The 26,639-nt window shown below is 58.7% G+C and carries 17 protein-coding genes; 9 read left to right on the top strand and 8 right to left on the bottom strand.

Annotated features, from left to right (window positions below; genetic code table 11):
- Positions 1–56 precede the first annotated feature (56 nt).
- The 3 genes from NITLEN_RS04055 to NITLEN_RS04045 are packed head-to-tail and all read left to right on the top strand — an operon-like array spanning position 57 to position 4,008.
- Positions 57–2,480: a DNA translocase FtsK gene (locus NITLEN_RS04055; RefSeq protein ID WP_121988280.1), complete on the top strand. Its 2,424-nt coding sequence runs from the start codon at positions 57–59 to the stop codon at positions 2,478–2,480.
- On the top strand, positions 2,477–3,187 hold the full coding sequence (locus NITLEN_RS04050) for a LolA family protein (RefSeq protein ID WP_121988279.1): 711 nt from the start codon (positions 2,477–2,479) through the stop codon (positions 3,185–3,187). The genes NITLEN_RS04055 and NITLEN_RS04050 overlap by 4 nt, the downstream gene beginning before the upstream one ends.
- Before the next feature lie 59 nt (positions 3,188–3,246).
- Positions 3,247–4,008 (top strand): 2OG-Fe(II) oxygenase, encoded by a 762-nt coding sequence (locus NITLEN_RS04045; RefSeq protein WP_121988278.1) that lies wholly within the window; start codon positions 3,247–3,249, stop codon positions 4,006–4,008.
- 52 nt (positions 4,009–4,060) lie between these two features.
- Here the strand turns inward: NITLEN_RS04045 and NITLEN_RS04040 are convergent, their stop codons facing one another.
- The 6 genes from NITLEN_RS04040 to mpqE all read right to left on the bottom strand — a co-directional run bounded on the left by NITLEN_RS04040 (position 4,061) and on the right by mpqE (position 11,705).
- Positions 4,061–4,531 (bottom strand): hypothetical protein, encoded by a 471-nt coding sequence (locus NITLEN_RS04040; protein WP_121988277.1) that lies wholly within the window; start codon positions 4,529–4,531, stop codon positions 4,061–4,063.
- A 523-nt stretch (positions 4,532–5,054) separates the two neighbouring features.
- Positions 5,055–5,564 carry a hypothetical protein gene (locus NITLEN_RS04035; protein ID WP_121988276.1) on the bottom strand — a complete coding sequence of 170 codons (510 nt, stop codon included), beginning with the start codon at positions 5,562–5,564 and terminating at the stop codon, positions 5,055–5,057.
- Between the two features lie 47 nt (positions 5,565–5,611).
- Positions 5,612–7,015 carry a radical SAM/SPASM domain-containing protein gene (locus tag NITLEN_RS04030; protein ID WP_121988275.1) on the bottom strand — a complete coding sequence of 468 codons (1,404 nt, stop codon included), beginning with the start codon at positions 7,013–7,015 and terminating at the stop codon, positions 5,612–5,614.
- On the bottom strand, positions 7,015–9,111 hold the full coding sequence (locus tag NITLEN_RS04025) for a universal stress protein (protein WP_121988274.1): 2,097 nt from the start codon (positions 9,109–9,111) through the stop codon (positions 7,015–7,017). The genes NITLEN_RS04030 and NITLEN_RS04025 overlap by 1 nt, the downstream gene beginning before the upstream one ends.
- 169 nt (positions 9,112–9,280) lie before the next feature.
- On the bottom strand, positions 9,281–10,924 hold the full coding sequence (locus NITLEN_RS04020; protein ID WP_121988273.1) for a B12-binding domain-containing radical SAM protein: 1,644 nt from the start codon (positions 10,922–10,924) through the stop codon (positions 9,281–9,283).
- A gap of 4 nt (positions 10,925–10,928) precedes the next feature.
- A complete protein-coding gene (gene mpqE / locus NITLEN_RS04015; RefSeq protein ID WP_121988272.1) occupies positions 10,929–11,705 on the bottom strand; it encodes a methyl-plastoquinone biosynthesis methyltransferase MpqE in 777 nt (258 codons plus the stop codon).
- A 70-nt stretch (positions 11,706–11,775) separates the two neighbouring features.
- On the opposite strand from mpqE, the gene uvrA reads away from it, so the two are divergent.
- From uvrA to NITLEN_RS03985, 6 genes are all read left to right on the top strand, one after another.
- Complete coding sequence (gene uvrA, locus NITLEN_RS04010; RefSeq protein ID WP_121988271.1) at positions 11,776–14,283, top strand: excinuclease ABC subunit UvrA; 2,508 nt, start codon at positions 11,776–11,778, stop codon at positions 14,281–14,283.
- Positions 14,284–14,627: 344 nt separating this feature from the next.
- On the top strand, positions 14,628–15,134 hold the full coding sequence (locus NITLEN_RS04005) for a hypothetical protein (RefSeq protein ID WP_121988270.1): 507 nt from the start codon (positions 14,628–14,630) through the stop codon (positions 15,132–15,134).
- Between the two features lie 53 nt (positions 15,135–15,187).
- Entirely contained in the window at positions 15,188–15,517 is a 330-nt protein-coding gene (locus tag NITLEN_RS04000) for a DMT family protein (RefSeq protein ID WP_121988269.1), read from the top strand.
- Between the two features lie 3 nt (positions 15,518–15,520).
- A complete protein-coding gene (locus NITLEN_RS03995; protein WP_121988268.1) occupies positions 15,521–18,004 on the top strand; it encodes an ATP-binding protein in 2,484 nt (827 codons plus the stop codon).
- 120 nt (positions 18,005–18,124) lie between these two features.
- On the top strand, positions 18,125–21,817 hold the full coding sequence (locus NITLEN_RS03990; protein ID WP_121988267.1) for a PAS domain-containing protein: 3,693 nt from the start codon (positions 18,125–18,127) through the stop codon (positions 21,815–21,817).
- Positions 21,814–22,452: a response regulator gene (locus tag NITLEN_RS03985; RefSeq protein WP_121988266.1), complete on the top strand. Its 639-nt coding sequence runs from the start codon at positions 21,814–21,816 to the stop codon at positions 22,450–22,452. Before NITLEN_RS03990 ends, NITLEN_RS03985 begins: the two co-directional genes overlap by 4 nt.
- A gap of 41 nt (positions 22,453–22,493) precedes the next feature.
- On the opposite strand, the gene NITLEN_RS03980 is transcribed toward NITLEN_RS03985, so the two are convergent.
- Entirely contained in the window at positions 22,494–25,145 is a 2,652-nt protein-coding gene (locus NITLEN_RS03980; RefSeq protein ID WP_181416620.1) for a patatin-like phospholipase family protein, read from the bottom strand.
- 42 nt (positions 25,146–25,187) lie between these two features.
- Positions 25,188–26,624, bottom strand: coding sequence for a patatin-like phospholipase family protein (locus NITLEN_RS03975; RefSeq protein ID WP_121988264.1), 1,437 nt, complete (start codon positions 26,622–26,624; stop codon positions 25,188–25,190).
- Positions 26,625–26,639 lie beyond the last annotated feature (15 nt).

Here is a 26,639-nt window from a genome sequence, read left to right as displayed (position 1 = left end):
TCTTGTTCCGGCGCCATTGTTTGAAACGCTTTCCCCCCTGTGTTAGCATCCGCGGCATGGGTGCTACTACGTCGGCGAAGCGGGGTGAAGCCCGCCGCGCCCCCGCTCCTCCTTCCCATATCCAGCGTGAAGTCATTGGCGTGATCTTAGTCGCGCTGAGCTTGCTCACGCTGTTAAGCCTGCTGTCATTTGTGCCGGGTGAAGCCGAGACAGTGGCGTCCGGCGCTCCGGCTTCGGCCCCGCCGCGCAATTTGATCGGTTCATTCGGGGCGGTCCTTGCCGGGGGATTTTTTTTCCTGATCGGCGGGGCGGCCTACCTGTTTCCTCCCTTGCTCGGCAAACTCGGCTTGCGCTGCTTTTCTCAGAGTCCCGTCAGTATCCGGCTGCGCACGGCCGTCAGTTCGCTCGGAGCGGTCCTGTTCCTGAGTGCCTTTCTACATCTCGAAGCCACGGCCGTGCCTACGTTGAGCAGCGGCTTCGTGCATCGAGGGATGGCGGGAGGCGTGTTCGGACAAGTCCTGGCCGATGGACTTCGATCTTGGTTTGCCAGCACCGGCGCCCACATTGTGATACTGGCCAGTTTCTTGGTCTCGCTTCTGTTCACGACACCGCTGTCATTGACTGAGTTGGTTCAGGGCTTCCCGGAGCGTTGGGCAGCCTGGAGAGAGAAGCTGGCAGCATGGATGCCGGAACCGGTGGATGAACCACCGGTAGAGACCGGTAATCGACGGCAGCGGAGCCGAGTGGTGAAAGAAAGTGTCCTGCCTGCCGCGGAAGAGATTGCCGAGGCTTCAGCGGTCCAAGAATATGAGCCGGCCGCGGTGACGGAGTGGCCGGTGATTCAGCCGCCGATCGCGTCCTTTCCTGCTCCCGCCGAAGCGAACGACCAGGAGGTGGAGGCCGTTTCGACGCAGGTCGATGCCGGGGATTATGAACTTCCCGATCCGGATGTGCTGTTGAGCGATCCGACCGGTCCGATCACGCGCATGTCGGATGATGAATTGAAGGCCCAGTCGGATGTGCTGACGCGCGCATTGGCCAGCTTTGGAATCATCGGCAAGGTGACGGAGGTGCGGCCAGGACCGGTCGTGACGATGTATGAGTTTGAACCGTCGCCCGGAACGAAGGTGGCGAGGATTGTGAATCTGGCGGACGATCTGGCCCTGGGATTAAAGGCGATCAGTTTGCGCATTGTCGCGCCGATCCCTGGGAAGTCGGTGGTTGGAATCGAAGTGCCGAACCTGGCCCGCGAAACGGTGTCGATGAAAGAAGTGGTGATGAGCGAGACCTTCACGAAGGCCCGCTCAAAGCTTACGCTGGCGCTGGGCAAGGATATCTTCGGCGCTCCTGCGATCGCAGACCTTAAGACGATGCCGCATCTGCTGGTGGCCGGTGCCACCGGTGCCGGCAAGAGCGTTGGACTCAATACAATGTTATTGAGCATTCTGTTTTCCGCTCGGCCGAGCGAAGTCAAGTTGCTCTTGATCGATCCGAAGATGCTGGAATTTTCGTCGTATGACGGTATTCCCCACTTGCTGCGGCCCGTCATCACCGATGCGAAGTCGGCGGCGCGCGGGTTGGGATGGGTGGTGGCTGAGATGGAACGGCGGTACAAGTTGCTGTCGGAAGCCGGTGTGCGGAATATCGACGCCTATAATCGCAAGGTGGCAGGGTTGCATGAGGTGTTTGCGGAAGAGACGGCGGCGGCGAATCAGCCGGAATTGCCGATGCAGTTCCTGACGGAAGAGCAGCGCCTTTCCGCCGGTGAATCGACGGATCCCGAAGTCGATCCGGCCCCTCGTGATCGTCCGACGCCGCCTGAGCCGCTGCCCTATATTGTCGTGATGATCGACGAGTTGGCCGATTTGATGATGGTGGCGCCGAAAGATGTGGAAGACAAGATCGCCCGCCTGGCGCAGATGGCCAGAGCATCCGGCATCCACCTCGTGCTGGCGACGCAGCGGCCGTCGGTGGATGTGCTGACGGGCCTGATCAAGGCGAACTTCCCTGCCCGAATCGCCTTCCAAGTGTCATCGAAGACCGACTCGCGCACGATTCTGGATGCCAACGGCGCCGAAGCGTTGTTGGGCCGCGGCGACATGTTATATCTGGCTTCGGGCACGGGACGGCTCGCCCGGTTGCACGGCTCGTTCGTGTCCGATGACGATGTGCGGCGCGTCGTGGAATTTGTGAAGAAACAAGCGTTGCCCAAATATGATCCTGAGCTGCAGTCGTTGAAGCAGGAAGATGCAGCGGAAGAGGAAGCGAAAGACGAAGTCTACGAGCAGGCGAAAGACTTGGTGCTCACGAGCGGGCAGGCGTCCGCGTCGCTGATTCAGCGCCGGTTGCGCGTCGGTTATCCCCGCGCTGCTCGGATGATCGAACAAATGGAAGCGGATGGAATCGTCGGAGCGGCGGGCCGGGACGGGCGTAGGGAAGTGCTGGGTCGCCGTGGACCAGTGGGAGCAACTGAAGCATGAGCATATGGAAAGCCTGGGTGGTGGTCGGGATGGTCGCCTGCGTGCCGGTCTGGTCTGTCTGGGGCGCGGAAGAGCTGCCCAATGAGAAGGCGATGCAGGAAGTTCACGAGGTCGTGAAGCAGTTGCAGGCTCGCTATGAGAAAACCAAAGATCTTCAGGCGGACTTTACGCAAAAGACCAGGATTGAAGGATTTGAGCGGCCGGTGACTTCTTCGGGCAAGGTTTACATCAAAAAGCCGGGACGCCTGCGGTGGGACTATCTCGATCCGGCGAATGAGCAGATTTATGTGAATCATGACGACGTCAAAGTGTATGTGCCGGAACATAAGCAGGTGCTCATCGGCAAGCTGACACACATGGCGGCCTCGCAAGCCCCGTTGGAGCTTCTCCAAGGCGCGGCGAAGCTGGACGAATCATTTGAGATTTCTCCGGCAACCGGGAAAGAGCGCGGCGTGGGCGGGCTTCGCCTCTTGAGTCTGGTGCCGAAGGGACGGGAGACGGATCCCTCGCGGCATGTGCAGCGGATTGTCGTGGAGGTCTTTCCGAAGACCTATTTTATTCGCACGGTGTGGCTGCATGAGATCAGCGGGAATGTCGCCACCTTTGAGTTTTCATCGTTGAAGCCGAATCTTGGACTGGGGGAAGAGGTCTTCGAGTTCAAAGCGCCTGCCGACGTCGAAGTGGTGAAAGCCCCGGTGTTGAATTAACCGCTCCGGTACGTCCAGGTGAGATTGGTGGATGGGTGATGCGGGAGGCTAGAGCGCACATGCAATCGATCAGCATGATGTCAGTGACGGAAGCCGTAGACCAGGCCGTTGCGGCCCTCGATTTCGACCGGTTGCACAAGGCCTATTGGGAGCAGAACGAGTTTCTTGTCATCAAGCAATTTCTTCCGCGGTCGTTTGTCGAGTCGACGTTTGTGCCGCAGGCGAACGAGCTCAAGCCGCGCATCAACCGCAACTATATTCCCGGCCACAAAAAAGGCGGCAGCGTCAGTTACTACACGGTGCAGGAACAGGCGCCCCTGTTCCTCGATCTTTACCGGTCGTCCGCCTATCGCAGTTTTCTGAACCGGTTGGTGCAGGCGAATCTGCTGTTGTGCCCGGACGATGACCCGCATTCCTGCGCCCTCTACTACTACACGGAGGCGGGGGACCACATCGGGTATCATTACGATACGTCGTACTACAAGGGTGCGCGCTATACGATCTTGATGGGGATGGTCGACCGCTCAACGCACTGCAAGTTGGTGTGCGATCTGTTTAAGGACGACCCTGCGAAGGAGACGCAGCATCTGGAACTCATCACCGAGCCCGGAGACATGGTGATCTTCAACGGTGACAAGCTCTGGCATGCGGTCACCCCTCTGGCAGAAGGCGAGGAGCGGGTTGCGCTGACGATGGAGTATGTGACGAATCCTGAGATGGGGCGGTTCCAACGGTTCTACTCAAATCTGAAAGATTCGTTCGCCTATTTCGGGCTGAAGGCCGTATTCAAGCGGGCCTTCTCAGGCCCGCGCACATCCTGATTGTCCGATCACGACTCCCTCTTCCACATAGCGGAACTGGAAAGCCAGACGCTCAGTTTCTTACGCGCTCTTCCGTGCTGGTTGCGACGGATGGCGTGTTGATTCCGCTGTGATTCGGTGGCGCGGGCCATTTCTTCGATGAGAGTGCCGCCGATCCGCCGGGTTGTCCGGATATCGTTTGCCGGATCAAGAGTGTCTTGGTTTGTCCTGCCTTCCGCGTTCCGCGCGGGCGCCCAGCTTTCAGTTCTTGCTCACGAGGGGGGAATGGGCCACGATTTGTGGCTTCCATCGTCGTGAGGGCCGCACGAAGGGCGTCTTCAACGAGCCAGGCCAGTGTGGTCTGCGGCGTCCAGTAGGCGGCATCTCGCAGTTGATTGACCAGTTGCAATGACAGCGTGATCGTCAGCCTGGTCGTCGGCTTGTGCTGTAAAGAGACCCGTCGAGGCTCTTTTTGAGATGGCGGACGTTCTGATTGTGAGCTGATCCCCATGGTCGACTCTGCCGGAGGATGAATCATCAACATAGCAACCCTTTCATGATGACGGCGATACGCAAAGCGTTGTGTCGAACCTGTTGGAAACAATGAGTACGATAGGCCGTGCCTCCTTTCGGAGGCACGGCGCTCATGGCGATGGACGAAGGCACCAGCGTGCTTTTGGATGGGCACAATCCAAGAACAGCATCACCCTGCAGAGGGGAACCCTCAGAGACAAGGTGCGTAACTGGCGGCGTCGCGCCATGCCATATCCGATCGAATGGAGTACTGAATGAAAAAGACGTCATAGCCAAAAGGAACGATCCTTTCTTCGAATGGGCCCTAGGGAGAACAAGTACGTACCAGTGCTACAGCAATGGGCGTACCAGACATAGCGCAGCCCTCGTTCAAGCAAAGGAGTCCTAAAGCATTGATTTTTTATGATGCGGAAATGAGGTGGAGAAAATTCCTGGCGAGAGGAAATAACCGATGGCGAATCAATGTATCTGAAACAGTACGAGCGCTATCTGCTTTGATACAGCGTGGGAGCGAGAGCGAGGGGACGACGCGCTTATAGGTGGAGATGTTTCATTGCGGCCGCACAGAGGACAATGAAAAACCCCATCCAGAGAGCCGCACGTTGATAGGGAATGACTTCATAATCCTCGTCGGCCTCTACGTCATCATCTGACTTGAAGATGACGGTATAGAGAAACAGGGTCATGAGACAGAGGACTAATCCAAGCTTGATGAAGAACACGGTCAAGTACTTGGCATTGTGCTGGATGCCCAGTTGCGTCTGCGAGGTCATGACCTGATTGACGTAGTGCAGGTTGACCCCGCCGGTAAACAGCAGCACCACTAAAAGAATTCCGGCGATCTTCTTATAGTGTTGGTAAAACACGTCGCTGATGGGCTTAATCTGCTCTTTCGCCACGGCTTTCTTTAGGCCCGGGGTCACGGCCATGACGAGAAACGCCAGCCCTCCGATCCAAATGATGGCGGACAGCAGGTGGAACCAGTGATTGATGATCGGAATCAGAGTGTTCAGATCCGTCGTAATACTTTGGAGGGCATCCATAGCGCATTCGTGAGGGAAGACAGCAACCGTTCGCCGCCGTTACGACCTCACTCTTTACCCTTCATGTCGAAATTGAAGACGGGCGCGTCGTTGCCGAATCGCTTTTTCCTGAGTTCTTCCATCAACTCAATGGTGATCAGCGGGACGCTATTCTCGCGGGCGTGCTTCTCGACGCCCTTCTTGACCATCGCGCGGAGAAAATAGGGAATGCGGCTCAAGCGCAGCTCGGATGCCTCGTCCCAGGGGATTGCGGATTCTTCCGCGACGTTGAAGGCGACTTTAATCTTTTCTCCGCCCTTGGGCGTGTAGAGACACCATTCGTCTTCATCCAGCCAGTCGCCATGATCTACGTAGGGACGGGCGCGGCAGCCGCCGCAGATATCGGTATATTCGCAGTCGCCGCATTTCCCCTTGAGCTGTGGGTAGCGGAAGGAATTGAAGACGTCGGACTTTTCCCACAGGTCGACGAAACTATTCTCGCGGACATTGCCGGCCGAAAGCGGCATATACGGACAGGGCGTCAATTCGCCGTTCGGTGTGACCCGCGCGTAGTTCGTGCCGGCGAGGCAACCGCCGCCCATGTAGCCGGTGGCTTTTGTGATGGGAGAGTTCGGATCCTTCTCATAGGCCAAGCGCTTGAAGTGGGGAGCGCAACGGGCGCGGACCAGCATGCCCTTGTAGTTGTCCTGGCAATTGACCAGGTAGCCCAGCACTTCTTCGTACTGCGCCGGCGTAATGTCCGTGAGCTCTTCGCCACGGCCCGTGCAGACCATGAAGAACACATTGAGCACCCGCGCGCCGAGTTGATGCGACCATTCGATGACCGCCGGCAGCTCCTGATAGTTCATCGGCTGCGCGCTGAAATGGACTTGGAATTGAAGGCCATTGCGCTTGCTGGCTTCAATGCCGGCCACAGCGGCTTCCCAGGCGCCCGGGACGCCACGGAAAGAATTGTGTTTGGCGGCATCGAGCGAATCGATGCTGATGCCGACGCCCATGACGCCGATCTCGACCAGGGCCTTGGCCATCTGGTCGTTGATGAGCATGCCGTTGGTGCCGAAGACGACCATGAAGCCGAGTTTCACCGCATGGCGGGCGATGTCGAGAATGTCGGGACGGACCAGCGGCTCTCCGCCGGTAATGACCAGCAGGCAGCCCTTATTCACTTCTGCGATTTGATCGATGAGTTTGTAGCACTCTTCAGTCGAGAGCTCGTCGTCGCCGCCGGCCGATTTAGTGGTGGCATCGAGGTAGCAGTGATCGCATTTGAGATTGCAGCGCTTTGTCAGATTGAGCGCAACGAGATACGGCTTGAAGTCATCGACGGTCCGGCCGTCATAGACTCCTTCGCCCTTCGGCGCGGGGGTCATGAACTGCGTGATCTGCTGTTGAAGCGACCCGAGCGCTCCCTGCAACGAGGGAAGGCCCAGCATCGGGAGCGATTTACCCATCAGTTGGCCCCGGACTTCGAACCGGTCAGATTGGCAATCATGTCTTTGAGATTGCCTGTCTTCATGGCGTCGGCCATATAGCCCTTGGCCTGTTCGATGCCTTCATTGGCCACTTCAGCCGTGATGAGGGTCGCTCCGATCTTCTCCGCATGCTTTTCGATCAAGGCCTTGGTGCAATCGCGCATAAAACCTTCCGGAGCCCGCTCCAGCCGAGCCTGGGCGTCGGCGCTCCAGGTAAACGGAGAGGTCTCTTCTGGCTTAGCGGTGCCGTTGCCGTTTGCATGTTCGCCGTTCGTCCCATTCGTGGTCGTTGCGGCGAGCTTGACCTCAGCGGCCGGCGAGGTGCCGGTGCCTTTATTTGCGAAAATGGGTTGATAGTCTTCATCCGCTGCTTCTTTGATCGTAGGAGCGGCGTATTCCAATGTAATTGTCGTCATGCCGAGCTTTCTGGCGCTCTTTTCGATCCTGGCTTTGGCGCGACGGCGTTGGAAGCCGGCGGGAACCGCGCGGATCGCTTCCTTCGCGTCCTTCGTCCATTGCATAGGGACATCGTCATAGGCCAGATCGGTTTCCAGTTCGCCTTCGGCTTTGGCGGCCGCTTCGAAGATCTGTTTATCGACCAGCTTGAATTTGTCGCCGTCGGCTGAGCAGACCGGGCATTTCACCGGCGTGTCGCCCTTTCCGATATACCCGCAGCCGTCGCACACGAAGTAGTTTTGGCTCATGCGGTCGAGATAGGCTTGGGTTCCGGCAGAATTCTTCGGTTTCTCTTCTACAATGCCGGTCATCATGCCGCTCAGGGTGTTCCCCATGAGGTCTTGGGCGACCGAATCGTCCGCCTGCATCTTGTCGCGATCGATTCCGGCCGCTTCAAGGTTGCCGCCCAACGCGCGCATCGCGTCCATCGCGCCCTTGGGGAGAATGTGGCCGACCGCAGCATCAATGACGGTGTTGCTGATAATCGTGTGGCCCTTTTCGATCGCATAGCGGTGAATGGCCGTCTTGGCGACGCCACGGGCGAAGATCGGGATCTTTTCCATGCGGCGAAGGGACTCTTCCGTCCAGGCGATGGTGTACTCGGCCTGGGTATCGATCGGGGGCACATACTTGCGATTGGACACTAAGACATTGCACGGAGCGCTGCGCAAGAGATTCTCCGTGTTGCTGCCGATATCCATATCTTCATCGCTATGGACGCCGATGCGGCCGACGATCAGCAGCCAGGGGACATCCTTGCGGACATACTGGATGATCTTTTCAAACGCCTTGCCGTCGAGGAGCGTCGTCTTGACGTCAGTTTCCTCGGCCTGGGCGATTTCTCGGGAAATATCGAGATGCGACTGGTAAATTTTGGCCAGGCCGCTGTCGATGATTTCTTCGTGGAGCTTTTCCTGTTCTTTAAAGCGGAAGACTTTGCCGGCCTCTTCGTTCAATACGCCCGAGATGCTGTGGAAGGCGGCATAGTGGAAATAGGGATCGAATGCCGCGATGGCTTCAACCGGACGATTAAAGGCTTTGCCGAGGGCCAGGCCCGTCATTAATCCGCCGAATGAGTAGGGGCTGCCGTCGACCGCCACTACGATCTTGCCATTGTTCATCGGCTCGGTGTTCTTGATGATGAACATGTCCGAGTTGCGGATGCGGCGGATCACGCGTTCGGTATTGCTGCCGATCACGCTGTCTTTTACCGCGCCGACGCCCAGCGCGCCCATGATGACCAGATCGTAGGCGTTGGTATTGATATCTTCGACCAGCACCTTCCAATTGCGGCCCTCAAGGGATTTCCGCTCAATCGGGAGGTTGGACTCGTTGCATTTCTTGTCGACGTAGTCGAGGTAGGAGTCCGTGATGATCTGGAGCCCGCGCGTGATCAGCGAATCGTGGATCTGCCGCTGGCGGTCCAGTTCCTTTTCATCGTGATACTCCTCCGGCAGTCCCGCTTCCATCTGCTTGAAGCGTTTGTCGTGCATCTTCGCCGCGTAGACGTGGCTGCCGACAATCTTGGATCCGAAGGTCTTCGCGAACTCGACGCCCACGTCGACGGCTGTATTGGAATGGTCGGAATTATCGACCGGGATATAGATGGTCTTATACATTGAGACGCCTCCTCCAAGGCCTCTTTTTGTCGGGGCGAACCGTCATAATTGTGAGAAAAACCAAACGGTTGCCTGAGATCCCCGGCATAAAAGAGGTCGGATGATAGCATTGGCCCGTTCTGGAATGCAAGGCGCAGATCCAGAGTCAACGGCCTCGTGAACGGTGAGCTTAGGAAACGGGTGTCGCGGATGATTTTGAGGAGGAGGGCGCAGAAGAAGACAGGTTTTTGCGCGACCGAAGAATCTCTTCTAGTGAGAGCAATGCATCCCGGCCGGAGTTCCCCTCGATCCCTTTGACCAGGCTCTTGTCGGCATATTGGCCGGATTGCCCCGTCGTGTCGGCGGACGCTGTTTGAGAGAGGGAGCCGGTCCATTTCCTTGGATCGCGACTGCCTTCCTTCCGTTCCCAGGCCTTCAGACAGGCTTTGGCAATGAAGCCGTTGAGAGGGGCTGGGTTATAGAGCAGCTTCCGGATGCTGGTCGGGGTGAGCATCAAGGGGTTATAGCCGGCTGATAGGTACCCTTCTTCAAGCAAGCGCTGCTCAAGGTCGGTATTCGGCTGGATGCCCAGGAAGAACATCAGGGGGAACACCCGTTCTTCTCCAAGGATCGAGGCGACGATCTTATAGGACTCCACACTTTGCAAGAGCGTCTCTTCCGTCTCTTTGGGAGAATTGAGCGAATAGTTCAGGATGACTTTGCCTTTGAATCCGGCTTCGGCCAGGTAGCGGCATCCATCATAGAGGCGTTCGAGCTTGAACCCCATATGCAGGTTGTTCAGCACCTCCTGGGATCCGGATGTAATCGCCACTTCCAGATCTCCGACGCCCGATCGGACCATCAGCTTCGCCAGCTCAGGCGTAATGAGAGAGGTGCGGATATAGCCGGACCATTCGATCTCCAACTTTTCACTGACAATCCGTTCCAGAATCTCCGTGCATTGGGGATAGGCTTCTTTCCCAGTGATGAACTGCGCGTCGGTAAACCAGAACCGCCGCGCTCCCCACTGATGGTAATGCTGGGAAATATCCTTCACGACCATGGCGGGCGGCCGATACCGGACCCGTTTCCCTTCAATATAGGGGTAGAGGCAGAAGGCGCAGTCGTAGGGACAGCCCCGTTTCGTCTGCACGCCGATCGATTCGCCGATAAATTCGCGATGCTGAGGGAAAATCGACGTCAGATAAGGAAGATCGACGGTCAGGGCATCAAGCAGCGCCGGAGAGCCCTGCTGGCCTTTCCGAACTTTTCCGCCTTCTTTAATAATGTAGCGTTCGTCTTCGATTGAGCGTCCTTCGATCACTTTCAGGATCGCATCTTCCCCTTCGCCGAGCAGGCCGATCGTGCCCTCCGGCAATTTCTCGATGAGCTGATCGGCAAAGGCCGTAAAGGCTCCGCCCCCGATCATGATCTGCGCCTTGGAAAACTCTTTGCGGATCAACCAGGGATACGACAGAATTTTGTAGATGTGGCTGTAGTAGCGGTAGAGCTGCTGCACGCCCGCAAACGAGGCCACCACGCGCTTGAGCGGGTTGCTGGCAAAGTAGAAGTTGAACGCATGTTCCAGCGACGAATCGCCTTCATGGGGGGAGAAAATCTGAATATCCCGCCAGGAAAAACAGACCAGGTCAGGCTTGAAGGCGGTCGCCGCATCGCGCAGGGCCTGGCTGCGCTGGGAAACGGGAAAGAGTGACAGATCGAGGATTTGCTGACGTACGTCCGGCTGGCGGCGGTGAATGAAGTCAGCCAGATAGGTGATTCCTATCGGATAGACCTTCTTGCATGGCAGAAAAACGTAGAGAACGGAATTCATGGGCTTATTTCACCGCCACATGGATGGCCACAATGCCGCCGGTCAGATTCTGATAGGACACCTGTCGGAAGCCGGCCTCGCGCAGAACCTGGCAGAGCCGCTCCTGATCGGGAAACGTGCGGATCGAGGCGGGGAGATACTCATACACGCCGGTGGTATCCCGCGCGACCTTCGTTCCAACCCAAGGCAGCAATTTAAACGAGTACCAATCATAGAGCGCCCGCAGCCAGCCAAAGACCGGCCGAGAGAACTCCAGGCAGACAAACGTGCCACCCGGTTTCATCACCCGGCGAATTTCGCCGACCGCTTGCGGCAGGTTTCCGACATTGCGCATGCAGAATCCGGTCGTCACCGCATCGAATGTGTTGTCCGTGAATCCGAGATGTTCCGCATTGGCTTGCAGACAGGCGATTCTTCCCGTGCGACCTTTGAGGTCCACCTTCTTGAGCCCTTCGGCGAGCATGGCGTGATTGAGATCGGACGCGACCACGCGGCCGTTAGTTCCCATGCGGGGCTCGACCAACAGGGCCAGGTCGGCCGTGCCGGCTCCTACATCGAGCGCGGTGCCCTGTTCGACTGGCGGGACGAGCGACGCCGTGATTTTCTTCCAGCGGTAATGGAGTCCGAAGCTCAGGAGCGTGTTATTGAGGTCGTAGACGCCCGCGATGGCGGTGAACATCCGCTGCACGGCCTGTTCGCGCGCAGGTCCGGACCAGGTCGAGACCGCCTGCGCGGGGACTTGGGTGCCGGATGAAGCAGAGGGCGGTCGCGTTTGTACCATGGCGCCGTGGTAGCACCTGCCTTCAGACTTTGTCAAGGCAACCGGACGGCCATGGTATAATCCCGCGCTTATGAGCAATACGATCACCATAAAAGGCGCCCGCGAACATAACCTCAAAAATATCGACGTCGTCATTCCACGCGACAAGCTGGTCGTCATTACCGGCTTGAGCGGGTCAGGCAAGTCGTCGCTCGCGTTCGACACCATTTATGCCGAAGGACAGCGGCGCTATGTCGAATCGCTGTCGGCCTACGCCAGACAGTTTCTTGAGCAGATGGGCAAGCCGGATGTCGATTCGATCGAGGGATTGTCGCCGGCCATTTCCATCGAGCAGAAGAGCACCAGTCACAATCCGCGTTCCACCGTCGGGACGGTCACGGAGATCTACGACTATCTGCGATTGTTGTTTGCGCGGGTCGGGCGGCCCTACTGTTTTCAGTGCGGAGAAGAAATCGCTGCGCAGACGGTGCAGCAGATGGTCGATGCCATTGCGGGTCTTCCTGAGGGCGCGAAGTTTCAAGTTCTGGCGCCGATCGTGCGGGGGCGCAAAGGGGAATATCGCAAAGAGTTGTTAGAGATGCGCAAGGCCGGCTATGTCCGGGCCCGCGTGAACGGGGAGATCGTCGACCTCGGCGAGGACATCGTCCTCGATAAACAGAAAAAGCACACGATTGAAATCATCGTCGATCGCCTCGTCATGAAGGCGGGTGATGCGCTGATGCGACGACTGGCCGACTCGGTCGAGACCTCGCTGAAGCTGACCAGCGGGCTGGTCGCGGTCCTGACCGACAACGGCAAGACCCGGCTCTATAGCGACAAGCTGGCCTGTATCAAGTGTGGCGTGAGTTACCCTGAAGTCGAACCGCGCATTTTCTCCTTCAACAGCCCGCACGGGGCTTGTCCGGCCTGTGACGGTATCGGCTACGCCATGACCCCCGGGGCCTCGGAAGAAGAAGACTTTACGTTGCTGGATGCCTGCGAGGTCTGCCATGGCGCCAGGCTCAAGCCAGAAAGTCTCGCGATCAAGCTGGAGAAGAAATCCATCGCCGAAGTCACGAGTCTGTCGATCCGGGCGGCGGCGGAATTTTTTGTCTCGCTGAAGTTTACGGACCGTGAGCTCGTCATCGCGCATCGCATCCTGAAAGAGATTCGCGAACGGCTGGGCTTTCTGGTGAATGTGGGGCTGGATTATCTGACCCTGGATCGGGCGGCCGCGACCTTGTCCGGCGGCGAAGGCCAACGCATTCGTTTGGCGACGCAAATTGGCTCGGGCCTCGTCGGCGTGCTCTACATTCTCGACGAACCGTCGATTGGATTGCACCAGCGCGACAACCGCCGGCTCTTGCAGACGCTGCTGCGGCTGCGCGATCTCGGCAATACGGTCGTGGTGGTGGAGCATGACGCCGAAACGATGATGGCCGCGGATCACCTGCTCGACATGGGGCCCGGCGCCGGCACGCACGGCGGCCATGTTATCGCCCAGGGCACGCCGCAAGAGGTGATGGGGAATCCCGATTCCATCACCGGCCAGTATCTGCGCGGCATTCAGACCGTTTCGCTGCCCAAGCGAGACCGCAAGCCGAAGGGCTATCTCACAGTCGCGAACGCGCAGAAGCACAATCTCAAGAATGTGACGGCGAAGATTCCGCTGGGCATGTTGACCTGTGTGACCGGCGTCTCCGGTTCGGGGAAGAGCACGCTCGTGCTCGAAGTGCTCTTCCATTCGCTCTCGCAGATGCTCTATCAGAAGAAGCCCAAGATCGACGGCTGCAAGGAACTGCGCGGCGTGGATGCGCTGGATAAGGTTATCGACATCGATCAATCGCCGATCGGCCGCACGCCTCGCTCCAACCCGGCGACCTACACCGGCCTGTTCAGTTTCATCCGGGATCTCTATTCGAATCTTCCCGAGTCCCGAGTTCGTGGCTACAAGCCGGGCCGCTACAGTTTCAATGTTAAAGGCGGGCGGTGCGAAGCCTGTCAGGGCGACGGGCTGATCAAGATCGAGATGCATTTCCTGCCCGACGTCTATGTGACCTGTGAGGTCTGCAAAGGGCAGCGGTACAACCGCGAGACGATGGAGATTCTGCATAAGGGCAAGAGCATCGCCGATGTGTTGAACATGACCGTCGACGATGCGGTGGAGTTCTTCGAGCACATTCCCTTTATCAAGCGGAAGCTGGAAACGCTGCACGATGTCGGCTTGCACTATGTGAAGCTCGGCCAGTCCGCCACGACGCTTTCCGGCGGCGAGGCTCAGCGCGTCAAGCTCTCGCGCGAACTTTCGAAACGTCCGACGGGACGGACCATGTACATTCTGGACGAGCCGACCACCGGTTTGCATTTTGCCGATGTGCAGCGGCTGATCGATGTGCTGGATCGGCTGGTGGAAGCGGGCAATACGGTCCTCGTCATTGAGCACAATCTCGACGTCATCAAGAACGCCGACTGGGTCATTGACCTCGGTCCCGAGGGCGGCGATCGCGGCGGCGAAATCGTCGTCGAAGGCCCGCCTCGCGAAGTGGCGAAGTCCAAGCGGTCCTACACCGGGCAAGTGCTCAAAGAAGCCGGTCTGTAGGGGACTGGCTCCGCCACCCGGCGGTGCCTGTCCCCGTTAGGATGGGAGAGGGGTGCGGAGTGGAAGGGCAGATCTTTCGAGAGTCGCCACGATGCGATGAATAGAGGCTGCTTCAGGCTCCGTACTCATCGCGTGCGACTCTAAAACGCGATGAGAATCGCATGTCGTCGCACTGCGGCATCCTTATGGCTGTCATCTCTCCATGCCCGCTATGACGACTTCCGAAAGGTCCGCCCTTCCACCCCGCTGAGGGAGTGGAAGCTGATGTCCTTGAAGCTATCAGCCCATAGGGTATCTGTGCTTTTCGCATGAATGAGTGCTCGGTAGGAAGAGGAGCTGCACGAATGGGCTATCTTAGACTCTATGGTGTTGCACTCTTCTTGTTTCTGAGTGGATGTTACCGTGATGGTGCGTTTGACCAAGAGGTCATTATCCGCCCTGGAGCAAATGGGTATATCTATGAAGTGCAGATAAAAGGGCACTGGGAGGGCAGAGGTGGAAATCCCCACAATCTTTTCGATTGGAAACTGTACAAATGGGACAGCTCTTATTGGATTTACACCAACAAGGTTGACGGCAAGATTCCCTCGAGTGAGCTAATTCTTACACCCCAATGGCGGTGTATCGAGTTTCCCTGGAATTACGAAAATTTAATGGGTTATGTGGAATTTGGACCCGGGAAGATAATCGTCGCACTAGATTTAGCGGAATATGATAACAGCGGCATTGTAAATGGGCATTCACCGATGGATGCAAATGGAACGTACACCGTGCGGACCATCAAAGAAACGTGGAAGCCTACAACCGAGGCTGAAGTGAGTAATCTTAAGCAGGCGCCCTGTAAACGGTAAGAACGCCCTGCTGTGGTCTCTCAGGTTTGATCAAGATTATTTGGAAAGATCACATGCACACAATTCTCCTGCTCACGATCTCCAATATTTTCATGACCTTCGCCTGGTACGGGCATTTGAAGTATAAGGACTCGCCTTTGTGGATCGTGATTGTGGTGAGTTGGGGGATTGCGTTCTTTGAGTATTGTTTCCAGGTGCCGGCGAACCGGATCGGGCACTATGAATTCACGGCGGCGCAATTGAAAACCATTCAAGAAGTGATTACCCTTATCGTGTTTTGCGTCTTTTCTGTGCTGTATCTCAAAGAGCCGCTCAAGTGGAATTATCTGGCCGGATTCGGCCTGATGATTGGAGCCGTGTTCCTCATATTCAAGGAATGGTAAACGATGCCGCCTAAGAAGAAAGAGACAGGGAAGTCGAAGGAACCGGTTGCTGCAAGTTCAGCGGAAGATTTCGAAAAGCTCGGGGTGTTCTATCTTGGCCGTCCCTATGACATGGCGGCGAAACAGGCGAAGCCGGGCTGGTTGCTCTACGATTCGAAAGATCTTGTGACCCACGCGGTTTGCGTCGGGATGACCGGCAGCGGAAAGACCGGCCTCTGTCTCTCGCTGCTCGAAGAAGCGGCCATCGATAACATCCCCGCCATCATCATCGACCCCAAGGGCGATCTCGGCAACTTGATGCTGACGTTTCCGAGTCTGAAGGGCGAAGACTTTCAACCCTGGATCAATGAAGACGACGCACGCAAGAAAGGCTTGTCGCCGGCCGACTTCGCCAAGGTGCAGGCCGAGCTCTGGGCCAAAGGGCTGGCCGGCTGGCAGCAGGACGGCGCGCGTATCCAGCGGCTGCGCGATGCAGCGGATGTGGCGATCTACACGCCAGGCAGCAATGCGGGGCTTCCGGTCTCTATTCTGAAGTCTTTCGCCGCACCGGCTGCCGATGTGCGCGAAGATACCGAGCTCTTCCGCGAACGTATCAGTACCACCGTGACCAGCCTCCTCGGCCTGCTCGGGATTGAAGCCGATCCAATCCAGAGCCGCGAGCATATTCTGCTCTCCACGATTCTTGATCGCACGTGGAGGAACGGGGAAGATCTGGATCTGGCCTCGCTCATTCACGCCATTCAAACGCCGCCGGTCTCGAAGATCGGCGTGATGGACGTGGATTCCTTCTTCCCGTCCAAGGACCGTTTTGCGCTGGCCATGAAGTTGAACAATCTTCTCGCCGCGCCCGGCTTTCAGGCCTGGCTCGAAGGAGACGCGCTCGATATTCAGTCGCTCCTCTATACGCCGGCAGGCAAGCCGCGCCTGGCGATTTTCTCCATCGCGCATCTCAACGACGCCGAGCGCATGTTCTTCGTGACACTCTTATTGAGTCAGATGGTCGGGTGGATGCGGGCGCAATCGGGCACGACGAGCCTGCGGGCGCTTCTCTATATGGATGAGATCTTCGGCTACTTCCCGCCGGTGGCGAATCCGCCGTCGAAACTGCCGTTGATGACGCTGCTCAAGCAGGCGCGCGCGTTCGGTCTGGGCGTGGTGTTGGCGACGCAGAATCCCGTCGATCTCGACTATAAAGGATTGTCCAATACCGGCACCTGGTTCATCGGACGGTTGCAGACGGAGCGCGACAAGGCGCGGGTGCTCGAAGGTTTGGAAGGCGCCTCCTCCAGCGCGGGAAAGAAATTTGACAAGGGGCGCATGGAGCAGACGCTTGCCGGTCTCGGTAACCGCATCTTCCTGATGAACAATGTCCATGAGGATGAGCCGGTCGTATTTGAAACCCGCTGGTGCCTGTCCTACTTGCGCGGTCCTCTGACGAGAACGCAGATCAAACAGCTGATGGATTCGCAGCGCGCCGCGCATGCCGGGACTGCCGCAGGTTCGGCGGCCAAGTCGATGAAGAGCGCTACGGGTGGAGAGCGCCCGATTGTTCCGCCGGATGTGCCGCAGCAGTTTGTGCCGTTGCGGGGTTCCAAGCCGGAGGGCAGTGAGCTTATGTATGCCCCGATGCTGCTGGGATCGTCTCAGATCCGGTTCTCTGATACGAAAAGCGGCATCGACCAGACGCAGGAGGTGACGGTGTTGGCACCTATGACTGACGGCGCGGTGCCGGTCGATTGGGATCAGGCCCTTGTTGCGGACATCGCGGTTGCGGATCTGGAGCAGTCGCCGGATGGGAATGCCCAGTTCCTTCCGCTCCCCGCCAGCGCCGGCAAGGCCAAGAGTTATGCCGACTGGAATAAAGACTTCGGCGGCTGGCTCTTCAGGACCCAAAAGCTTGAGCTGTTGAAAAGCCCGACGACGAAAGACGTCTCCAAGCCGGGCGAGTCCGAACGGGATTTCCGTGTGCGGCTCCAACAGTCCGGCCGCGAGTTGCGAGACAAAGCGGCCGGGGCGTTGCGCCAGAAATACGCGCCGAAGATTGCGATGCTGCAGGACCGCATCAGGCGAGCCGAACAGATGAAGGCCAAGCAGCAGGCGGAGTCCCGTTCCAGCCAGGTGCAGGCGGCCATCAGTGTCGGCGCCTCGATCCTCGGCGCATTTTTAGGACGCAAGACGATCAGCGCGACGAACATCGGGCGGGCGACGACGGCGATCAAGAGCGCCGGCCGCGTGATGAAGGAGTCGCAGGATGTCGGTTACGCCGAAGAAAATGTGTCGGCACTCCAGCAACAGCTGGCGGACCTCGACGCGCAATTCAATGCCGAGAGCGAGGCGATGGCGGCCGCGACCGATCCATTGAACGAAAAGCTCGAGTCCATCTCCATCAAGCCGACCAAAGCCAACATTGCCGTAAAGCTTGTCGTTCTTGCGTGGACGCCGCACTGGCGGGATGCGAAGGGGCTGGTCACGCCGGCCTGGTCCTAGCGGCGGTGGCTGCGGTTGCGGAGCGGGCTCCGGAGCAGTCACTAGGGTAATTCGCCTCTATGGTACGAAGGGGCTGTAATTTTGTAGGATAGTCTCCGTCTCTTAGCAGGAAGGCGGACTATGGTTATTGCTCCGATCCCTTCCCGTGAATCTGCCCGGCTCGAGGCCCTCTATCGCAGCCGCATCCTCAATACGCCTTCGGAGCCGGCTTTCGACGAACTGGCCCAATTAGCGGCCTATGTGTGTCAGGCTCCGATTGCGGTCATTTCTTTTGTCGACTCCACGCGCCTGTCGTTCAAGTCCGTAGTGGGCCTGTCTTCTTATACCCCGTTCCCGCGATCCAGAGCGTTCTGTGCTCACACCATTCTTGGAACGGATCTCTTTATCGTGGATGCCGCCGATGCCGATGAGCGGTTTCGCGATCATCCATGGGTCGTCGCGTCTCCGTCCATCCGGTTCTATGCCGGAGCGCCGCTGCTCACACCTGATGGCCATGCCCTCGGTGCGTTGGCCGTCATGGATACGGTGCCGCGCGCGCTGACTTCCGAGCAAGGCAACGCCTTGCGCACCTTGGCCAAACAGGTGGTGGCTCAACTTGAACTGCGACGAGGCGGCGAGGCCGGGGCGGCGTCCGTCGAGTCGTCGCCCGCTACGGCGTTCTTGCAAGACCCCAATGTCGGCCCGCGAGTGAATGAGGAGCGGTCGAAACGGGACATGCTGTGTGCCCTTATGTTGAACACCGGGCCGGGCTGTATCAAGCGCGTGGCCGCCGATGGAACGCTGCTGCACATGAATCCCGCCGGGCTCAGCCTGATTGAGGTGTGTCGTGAGGAGGAAGTGGTGGGCTGCTCGGTCTTCGACCTGGTGCTCCCCGAGTATCGCGAGGCATTCATGCGCATGCACCACGACGTGATAGGGGGCGCGTCGCGAACGCTTCAGTTCAAAGTGCAGGGCTTTCAAGGAACCCGCCGGTGGCTGGAAACCCATGCCGTGCCCTTTCACAATCCCGTTACCGGTGGGACAGAGCAATTGGCCATTACGTATGACATCAGTGAGCGCAAACAGACGGAGGAAGCGCTGCGACTCTCGCAGGAGCAGCTTCATCTGGCGCTTCAGGCTTCCAATACAGGATTGTGGGATTGGAATACCGAGACGGGCGAAGTCTGTTACTCCAAAGAATGGAAAAGCCAGATCGGATACGACGAGACGGAACTGGCGAATGGTCTTGAGACGTGGGCTTCCCGGCTGCATCCGGATGACCGCGACCGGGCGATCCTGTACGCGCAACGATATCCAGCCAATCCTGTCGGTGTCTATCAGCAAGATTTTCGTTTGCGGCACAAAGACGGCTCCTATCGGTGGTTCGACTCACATGCGTCGTTCGTCACGGAAGATGACGGTCGGAAGATTCGTCTTCTTGGATCGCATACGGACATCACGGCGCGCAAGGAGATGGAGCAGGCGCTTGCGGAGAGCGAGCAGCGTTTTGCGCTGGCTGCGGCCGGAGCGAATGACGCCCTCTGGGACATGCATATTAGGCCGGGCGAATCATGGGAGTCTGCCACCCCGGTCTGGTGGTCTCCGCGCACGCGTATGATTCTAGACTTGGAGGAGTCGGAGCCGTTCGACTTGGTGTCACATTGGGCCAGTAGGCTGCATCCCGACGACAAAGAACGCGTATTCAACCTGCTGACGGCACACCTCGACCGCCGTATTCCCTATGAGATCGAGTACCGGCTGCGCACCAGTCACGGCGATTATCGATGGATCTACGCGCGTGGGCAGGCGACCTGGGATGAGTTCGGAATCCCTCGGCGCATATCCGGTTCCTGCAAGAATATCACCGACCGGAAGATTCGCGAGTCGCTTATCGTCACGGAGAACGATCTGTTGAATATGATCGCCACGAATGCGGCGCTGCCGGCCATCTTGACCACGATGTGCCGTGCGTTGGAGGTGTGTCTGGCAGAATCGTTCTGCTCCATTTTGCTGCTCGATCATGACGGGACGCGTTTGTGGCATGGCGCGTGGCCTAGTTTGCCTGAGGCCTATGTGCGTGCGATCGACGGCGCGGCGATCGGGCCCGCTGCCGGTTCATGCGGGACTGCCGCAGCCACAAAACAGCGGATCATCGTGTCGGATATTGCCGCAGATCCCCTCTGGGAGAATTACCGCGAGCTGGCGCTTTCTCATGGCCTGCAGGCCTGTTGGTCTACGCCGATCCTTGCCGCGGACGGCGCCGTGCTCGGCACCGTTGCCGTCTATTGGGCCCGGCCCCGCTATCCCAAGGCCGTCGACCTGGAATTGGTCGACCGCGCAAGCCACATGGCCAGCATCGCCATCGAACGGACCCGCGCGGCGGATAAGCTTCGCTTGACGCAATTTTGCATCGACCATGCGACCGACGCGTTCTATTTGGTCGATCAGCACGCTCGCATTGGCAATGTGAATCACGCGGCCTGTGCGATGTTGGGGTATACGGTGGAGGAGTTCAGGCAGATGACGGTTCCTGACATTAATCCGCATTTCGCTGTCGTGAGCTGGCCGGATTTTTGGGTCAAGCTCAAACGAACGGGAACGACCTCGATCCAAAGCGAGCACTGTGCTAAGGACGGCCGAAGGATCCCTGTCGAAGTGAATGTGCAGTTCTTGCAGTATGAGGGACGTGAGTATAGCTGCGCGTTCGTGCGTGACGTCAGCCAGCGGAGGCACGACGAGCAAGCGCTCAGAGGGAGCGAGGAACGGTTCCGGCTCGTGGCCGAAGCGACCAACGATATTTTATGGGATTGGGATCTTGTGACGCAGGAGCATTGGTGGTCGCCGAATGCGCGGGAAAAGTTCGGCTATGACTCGCCTGAAGCTCCGAGTCTGGCGGCTTGGGCCGACCGGCTGCATCCTGAGGATCGGAGTCGCATCCTGGCGGTCATTGATGCGGCTCTGGCGTCGGAGGTCAAGACCGTCACGGCGGAGTATCGCTTTAGGCTGGCGGACGGGTCCTACGGATATTTCTTCGATCGCGGGCAAATCGTCCGCGATGCGGCCGGCCGGCCGCTCCGGATGATCGGGGCCATGATCGATGTGACCTTTTCCAAGCGGGCGTATGCCTCATTAGAGGCAGCCTATCAGCGGCTTCAAAGCCTGTCCCGAGAGTTGCAGGTCGTGGAGTCCAACGAACGCCGCCGGCTCTCGCGGGAATTGCACGACGAGGTCGGACAATTGCTGACGGCATTGAAGTTCGATCTCGAAGCGACTCGCCAGGCGCTGGGCGAGACCAGCGTGGTGTCGCCCGCGCGTGCGCGCGAGCGGACGCGGTGCGCGCTGGAGACCACGGATGAACTGTTTGTGCGGCTGCGGCGCATCGTCCGGGCGCTGCGACCGTCGGTGCTTGAAGCGCTGGGATTGAAAGAGGCGCTTGAGGCCCTGGTGTCGGAGATTCAGTCCCGGTCGGATTTAGTGTGTTCCATTTCGATCGAAGCCGAAGCCGTTGAGACGCGGGCGAACTCGACAATTGAGGCGGCGCTCTACCGAATGGCTCAAGAGCTGGTGACCAATGTGGTCCGCCATGCGCAGGCGATGACGATGTCGGTCGTCCTCACGGTGGATGCCCAGGGTTGGATGTTGACGATTCAGGATGACGGGATCGGATTCGACCCACAAGCCGAGTCCAGCAGCGGGATGGGGATACGGGGTGTTTGTGAGCGGGCCGAAATTTTGGGAGGCCGGGTGGATGTCACTTCAAGCCCCGGCGCCGGCAGTACGGTGACGGTGTGGATTCCGGTGGCCGAACCGGCGCCGGAGAAAGCGGGATCATGAATACCTGCCGCTGTCTTTTGGTTGATGATCATCCGATCGTTCGGCGGGGTGTCAGGGATCTGTTGTTGCATGAACAGCTGTGTTCCGAGATTGAAGAAGCCAGCGGCGGGGAAGCCGCGTTGGAAGCGATTCGGCGGGAGCCCTGGGACCTGCTGCTCCTGGATGTCGCGCTGCCGGACAAGCATGGGCTGGAGGTGTTGAAAGAGACGAAGCTGCTTCAGCCGCGATTGCCGGTGCTCATGCTGAGCCTGTATCCCGAGAAGGAGTTTGCGATGCGGGCGATCAGGGCCGGCGCGTCCGGGTATCTGACCAAGCAAAGCGCCCCGTCCGAACTTCTCACGGCTGTTCGCCGGGTGCTGCAAGGCGGCCGGTATATTACGGAGGCCCTGGCCGATCAGATGGCCGAGGCGCTCGAAGCCGGCGTCGAAGGAGCCTTGCACGCGCGCCTGTCCGATCGGGAGTTGCAAGTGCTGCGATTGTTCGGGCAGGGAAAATCCGTGAGTGTGATCGCCGAGGAGCTGGCGCTCAGTGTGAAAACGGTCAGCACCTACCGCGCCAGAATTCTTGAAAAGCTGTCCTGCCAGACGACAGCCGAATTGATTCGATACGCCATTGACGCCAAATTGGATGAATAAGTCCTCTCCGTCCACGCGTTCGCCTGGAATCGGTATCGGAGTTATCCCTGAGAGGGGGCGTGCCGCGCCCGCAGTGCGTCGAAGGCGCCCGGCAATGTGCCGGCCTGTGCGGTGACGGAGGCGAAGACCTCTTCTGCCACATGTCTGCCCAGCCGGCGATACGATTCAAATTGGGACTCGTCGAAAAATTGATCGGATGTCGGTTCATGCGGGAATTGCCCGTGATGGGCCGCATACTCCAACACGTCGACCGGTTCATCCCCGCTCAGAGAAGGTTTGAGGTAAATCAGGATGCCGTCAGGGGCACCCGGATCAACCCGACTATAGCGGATGGCGCCGACCGCATAGTGGACTCCGGAGCGGTGCTGGGCCGACGGTCGCAGCGGCTCCACATTGATGTCGATATCGATGCCCAGATCGATTCGGATCTTTCGAATGGCATTCCCCAGGTCCTGAAACTCCATCTTCTCATCGCAACCCGCGTCACTCACGAGTATGTAGTGGCATCGCCGTAACACCATCTCGTAGAGCCCGAGGTTTTCAAAATGCCCGCCATCGGACAGGTACACATACCGCTTTTGTTCATTGGTGAAACCGAACGCTTCCGCCAGCATCGGCCCGACGGCGAATTCCGGGCAGGACTGTGAGTAGGTATCTTGCCCGGCGCGGCCGGGATTACCCAGCCACCAACCCAGCCGGATATTGAAGAGCGTCAGTAAAAACGTGATGGCCGGCGACGAATGGTAGCCCATGTTTGGGCTGGCGGCCGCGCCTGAGATCGCGAGGGCGGTGCCGAGGGTGATGGCTTGATTGACGGCCGGGTTCTTTCCGTACTCAGAGGATCGGCGGTAGCCGAGCTGGTTCACGAAGCTGCCGCAATGCAGCGGTGACACGGTAAAGGACTGGGCTTTGCGTTGTTGCCAGGCGAGATTATTCCCATGGACCAGATTCAGTGCGATGTTGACCACGTGGAAAGGTTTCTGCGCCGCGCTCGCTTGGGGGGCGAGATCGGCCATAGCGAGATTATCCCCCGAGTCGAATCCCGTAAAGGAGTTGGGTGTACGAGAGTTCCAGCGCGACGCGCCGAGATAGGCGCGAATCAGACGGTTGCGATACATCGAGTGCAGCGAAAATTTGTTGATATTGATGACGACAGACAGCAGGACGCTGAAGAGCGCCATGCCGACGATGAATTCACCGACCTGAAACCACGGTGCCTCGGCGACGATGGCCTGCGTGATGCGCGCGAGCTGAATGAGGATGAGCCCGATGGTCAGCGGCGCCAACAGAAGCAGATAGACCTGCTTCCCGAGTTGCTTCCACCAGGCTGGCTCGGACCCTGAGGGCTTCGCATCGGTCTTGGCGCTGAATCCCAGCACCACGGTGAGGAGGCCCGTGATCCCGCCCGCTGAGGCGACCTCTGTAGACAGTTTTCCCCACCAGGCCGGACCGAAGATGGCGATGCTTCCCAGGCCGACCCAGCAGACGGACGCGATCAGTATCCACGATCCCGCGCGGCCCCACCATTCCCTGTCGCCGTCTCCGGTCGAGCGGCTGGCAATGCCGATGAAGAGAGTCGCGGCAAGGAGGAAGAGGGAGAGGAAAGCCGGGACTGCTGCACAGGTGTACCAGAGCAGATCGGGGTCGAGCGCTTTGATCCGATCGAGCTGCTTGAGGGCGACCCAGAGGAGTCCTCCTCCGAGCAGGCCGCTTAGGACAATCGTCAGCGACTCGAAGAAGCGCCACCAGTCCAGCCATGGCCGGCGGAGGAGAATGGCTGCGATGAGCCACGCGGTCAGGTGCATGGCACCGGCTCCCAAGGCCAGCGTGACCAAGCTGGGCAATCCGAACAAGGAGAGGCGATCGAGTGAGTAGTCCGGCTGCCGGTGAAACCATCCCCAGGCGATGGTGAGGCAGACAGCTCCCGCCATGAGGGGCAGGAGACAGGCAACGAGGAATGTCCCTTGAGTTTCGATCCGTTTCCAGACGGGAGCTTGCCGCAGTTTCCATAAATTCGGCCGGCAGAGGTGCAGATACGTCAGGTTGATCAGCAAGCCGGAGGATCCCAGCAGTACCAGTGCTGTCATGGCTGACGGGGAAGCCGGTGCGTTCAACGCGGAGTGGTAGAGCAGGGGCAGGGCCAGCAGTGCCAGTAAGAAGGGGACGAGCACCAGCCAATTCAGGAGGAGGTTGCGCAGATAGGTGCCCACGAGGGTCCACGAGTCGGCCGACATCAGTCCCAGGCGGGGACTGAGATAGTTACTGTAGGTGCGGAGCCAGCTCACCGGCTCGGGCTCATGGGCCGTTGCGCCGGGTGGCGCGGCCTGGCCCAGTTGGTCGCAGACTCCTTGGAGGCCGTCCGGATCGCGATGAATCCAGGCACTAAACCAGCTGCCGATGTAGCCGCCACCCGATACGGTGGAGAGGTAATCGAAATGCCGGAGCAGATTGTGCCGCGCCAATCCCTGCAACACTCCGAGTCCGAAGGTGGCGCTGCGAATGCCTCCGCCGGACAGACAGAGTGCGGAACGCGTGGGATTCAGCTGATGGATCGACGAGAAGACCTGCTTCAAGTGCTCGTCCGGCGAGAGATGGTCGGGGAATGAGCGATGGGCGTCGTGCAATTCCGCCGCTTCTTCCGCGAGGACTTGCGCCAGCGGGATCGGGCCGTCGGTCTGGTCAGAATCCATCATGGTCATATTCTTGTCCGGTTGCTCCCTCGGTCAGTTCGGTGGTCAGTGTGCCGGGGCTGCTTGTAAGAATGTCACAATTCGGCGCTGCTGTTTCTCCACGACTTTCTTCGCTGCGGTGAACAGCAGCGGCGCGTGGCAATCCTCGTCGATCTTGAACAGGGTCGGAATTTTCCGGATGACCCGATTCACATCCGCCGGGGTCAGTCCGGACGGGCATCCGGCGGGGATGGGATCGTCCTTCGTCCACTCGGCGTCGGTATGCCGAAGAATAATGAGTTTCAGATGATCGTAATCCGGGAGGAGGACGCCTTCTGCCCGGAGGCTGTGCCAGAGCATCGCCTGATAGGCATTGGCTCGTTCCTCCATGATGCCGACAATCCGGGAAGGATCGTCGATAAATACTTCAAACCCTTTCTCGCTGCTCCCGAGATCGGCGGATCCCTCATCGAAGGGATAGGAGGTATCGATGACGAGGATCAGCCCGCGGCCTGTGTGCGGGTGGGCCGGGTTCAACTTGTTCAGGAACAGGGTGGTCAGCGATTCCGTGCCGAGGTTGTCGAAGAGGCCGCCGTCGCCGACGTGGGTATACGATGAGGATCCTGCGGTCTGATAGGTGACCGGTCCGACCACCGGCGGGAAGGAGGCGGAGGTGGCGACGGCGAGCGACAGCGGCAATGTGCGGTGATCGCCGCCGAGGTCTTCCATTGTCAGCGGCAGAAATTGATTCTTGGCCCGGTCCACGCTTCGATCGAAGCTGGCCTTGCCTTCCGGGGTGAATTGGAGCCCCTTGGCGATCAGCTTGGCGCGCAACTCTGCGGTGAAATCGTAGGCAAAGTCAGCCGGAGCCAGCGTGGTCAGTACGAACCGCCGGCCCGAGTTGTAGATCGTGCCATTCAGCATGATCTGCGGCGCATCTCCTTGTCTGGTCCGCTCATACAGTCCGGCAAAGGTGATCTCGTCGAAGAAGTTGGCATCCCAGACGTCGGCGAACGAATGCGCAAATTTAGTTGGGTTGGCCACCCGGAAGTTCAGCACTTGGCGTCCCAGTGCCCGGATCTGAAAGTTCTTCTGCATGTCGTCTTTGAAGCGGGCAAAAAACTGCTGGTAGGCGGGGGATAGCTGTGAGCCGGCGAAGACGGGTTCCGTCTTCGCCGGTTTCTTCACGGCGTAGTAGGCCGTCGCCAGGCTTCCGCCCGAGACGCTCGACATATGGGTGATGGCTTCGAGGACGCTGCGTTCCTGCCCACCCTCCATGAAGCGGACATTTGCCAGCGCTTCTAACGTGCCGGCGGCAAAGGTCGCGGCGCGGCTTCCGCCGCCCGATACGGCGAGGCCGACCAGCGTGTCCCGATCAGGCAACGGGGCAAAGACTGGCTGGTGTTGGTCGGTATGGGCAGGGAGTTGATGGATCTTGGCAAAACATCCGCTGAGTGGGAGGAGGCATGCCAGAATAAGGCTGAATGAGCGTGTGCGTGTCATCGAATCCTCATCAGT

This window comes from Nitrospira lenta, assembly GCF_900403705.1.
Taxonomy (GTDB): domain Bacteria; phylum Nitrospirota; class Nitrospiria; order Nitrospirales; family Nitrospiraceae; genus Nitrospira_D; species Nitrospira_D lenta.
This window is presented reverse-complemented; position numbering and strand designations above follow the sequence as displayed.

Excerpts from the sequence above, each read along its gene's own strand:
- mpqE (WP_121988272.1), bottom strand. The coding sequence starts at position 11,705 with ATGGTACAAACGCGACCGCCCTCTGCTTCATCCGGCACCCAAGTCCCC.
- NITLEN_RS03980 (WP_181416620.1), bottom strand. The coding sequence starts at position 25,145 with ATGATGGATTCTGACCAGACCGACGGCCCGATCCCGCTGGCGCAAGTC.
- NITLEN_RS04025 (WP_121988274.1), bottom strand. The coding sequence starts at position 9,111 with ATGTATAAGACCATCTATATCCCGGTCGATAATTCCGACCATTCCAAT.
- NITLEN_RS03985 (WP_121988266.1), top strand. The coding sequence starts at position 21,814 with ATGAATACCTGCCGCTGTCTTTTGGTTGATGATCATCCGATCGTTCGG.
- NITLEN_RS04030 (WP_121988275.1), bottom strand. The coding sequence starts at position 7,015 with ATGGGTAAATCGCTCCCGATGCTGGGCCTTCCCTCGTTGCAGGGAGCG.
- NITLEN_RS03995 (WP_121988268.1), top strand. The coding sequence starts at position 15,521 with ATGCCGCCTAAGAAGAAAGAGACAGGGAAGTCGAAGGAACCGGTTGCT.
- NITLEN_RS04020 (WP_121988273.1), bottom strand. The coding sequence starts at position 10,924 with ATGAATTCCGTTCTCTACGTTTTTCTGCCATGCAAGAAGGTCTATCCG.
- uvrA (WP_121988271.1), top strand. The coding sequence starts at position 11,776 with ATGAGCAATACGATCACCATAAAAGGCGCCCGCGAACATAACCTCAAA.
- NITLEN_RS04005 (WP_121988270.1), top strand. The coding sequence starts at position 14,628 with ATGGGCTATCTTAGACTCTATGGTGTTGCACTCTTCTTGTTTCTGAGT.
- NITLEN_RS03990 (WP_121988267.1), top strand. The coding sequence starts at position 18,125 with ATGGTTATTGCTCCGATCCCTTCCCGTGAATCTGCCCGGCTCGAGGCC.
- NITLEN_RS04040 (WP_121988277.1), bottom strand. The coding sequence starts at position 4,531 with ATGTTGATGATTCATCCTCCGGCAGAGTCGACCATGGGGATCAGCTCA.
- NITLEN_RS04035 (WP_121988276.1), bottom strand. The coding sequence starts at position 5,564 with ATGGATGCCCTCCAAAGTATTACGACGGATCTGAACACTCTGATTCCG.
- NITLEN_RS04055 (WP_121988280.1), top strand. The coding sequence starts at position 57 with ATGGGTGCTACTACGTCGGCGAAGCGGGGTGAAGCCCGCCGCGCCCCC.
- NITLEN_RS04000 (WP_121988269.1), top strand. The coding sequence starts at position 15,188 with ATGCACACAATTCTCCTGCTCACGATCTCCAATATTTTCATGACCTTC.
- NITLEN_RS04050 (WP_121988279.1), top strand. The coding sequence starts at position 2,477 with ATGAGCATATGGAAAGCCTGGGTGGTGGTCGGGATGGTCGCCTGCGTG.
- NITLEN_RS04045 (WP_121988278.1), top strand. The coding sequence starts at position 3,247 with ATGCAATCGATCAGCATGATGTCAGTGACGGAAGCCGTAGACCAGGCC.
- NITLEN_RS03975 (WP_121988264.1), bottom strand. The coding sequence starts at position 26,624 with ATGACACGCACACGCTCATTCAGCCTTATTCTGGCATGCCTCCTCCCA.